The sequence below is a fragment of the Colwellia sp. MB3u-55 genome (assembly GCF_014076785.1).
GTDB lineage: Bacteria > Pseudomonadota > Gammaproteobacteria > Enterobacterales > Alteromonadaceae > Colwellia_A.
This window is the reverse complement of sequence record NZ_JACGUS010000097.1, coordinates 1-1,218: the sequence shown is the minus strand read 5'-3', so window position 1 is coordinate 1,218 and position 1,218 is coordinate 1. Positions and strand designations below refer to the sequence as shown.

Below are 1,218 nucleotides of genomic sequence, written 5' to 3'. Positions count from 1 at the left end.
ATAACAAGTGACTATGGTGTCAATTCTTAATTATTGATTCATTTTTGGGTCCCAATAGACACCATCTCTCACCATCGAATTTAAGATCACAATCATTTTTCTAACACAGGCAATGATAGCGATTTTCTTTGGTTTACCTACGGCGACCAGTCGTTGGTAAGTAGCCTTGAAAACAGGGTTACATTGCATTGCTGACATCATTGACATAAACATCGCTGTTCTTATTTGGTGACGTCCTCCACGTATCATTCGTTTACCTTTGAATGAGCCACTTTCTCGATTAATGGGCGCTACACCAACTAATGCTGCCGCTTCTTTATTGGTGATATATCCAAGTTCAGGCATGTTACTTAACAGGCTAAACGCAACAACATTTCCTACACCAGGTACACTTTGAATGATGTCATTTTTTATTTGATACTCATCACAACTTTCAATGAGTTTTTGTAGCTTTTTATCTATTTTTATAAGCTGATTATTAATCACCGTGAGCAGTGGATTAATGCTACTGGTGATTTCTTTTGGCATGATTTGTAGACGATTTTTCTCCATCGTTCGCATTTCCATTAACTGACAACGCCTTGACATTAGATCACTCATTAACCTTAACGTAGCTGGCTTTAACGTTGATAATTCAGGTTTAAGCGCTTCACTGTAATAAGCGATTAACTTGGCATCTAACTTATCCGTTTTAGCTAATTGACCGATAGCACCAGCGAACTTTTTAATTTTCACTGGGTTGGCAATAACAAACGGTAATTTTTCTTTTGCGCAAGCGATAATAAAGGCTTGTTCAAGTCGTCCAGTTGCTTCAATAACAATGCGTTTTGGTTTGTATTTTTTTATCTCTTTAATCGCTTTATTAATACCTTTTTCATCGTTGGATACGGTGAAATAAATATCGAGAGGACGAATGTAAATATCGAGTTGTGTTTTACCCGTATCGACACCGACGTTAATTTCATTTTGATTATTTTTGCTATTCATAATAAGCTGACTCTGCCTTGCTAATTCGGGCTCGAGGCCCAGTTGACTATCCGAGTTTATTGCTTGGAGTTTTATACGATGTTCTCACTTGTTATCGGTCTCTCAACAGAGGAGCCATCATTCAATCGAACTATCGTATAAAAAGGCTTTAGTTGCTGCTAAAGCTTGGGCCTCACTTTACCTAAACGGGTTTTAAAAGAATAATAAAGATGGGTGTATTATCCATACAAG

General features: G+C 37.3%; 1 protein-coding gene. It reads right to left on the bottom strand.

Going from position 1 to position 1,218, the window contains the following annotated elements:
• Positions 1–30: 30 nt before the first annotated feature.
• Positions 31–987 carry an IS110 family transposase gene (locus H4J66_RS05195; RefSeq protein ID WP_182171420.1) on the bottom strand — a complete coding sequence of 319 codons (957 nt, stop codon included), beginning with the start codon at positions 985–987 and terminating at the stop codon, positions 31–33.
• Between the last annotated feature and the right edge of the window lie 231 nt (positions 988–1,218).

Bases quoted from the DNA above. Each gene is read 5' to 3' on its own strand.
- H4J66_RS05195 (WP_182171420.1), bottom strand. From the start codon at position 987: ATGAATAGCAAAAATAATCAAAATGAAATTAACGTCGGTGTCGATACG.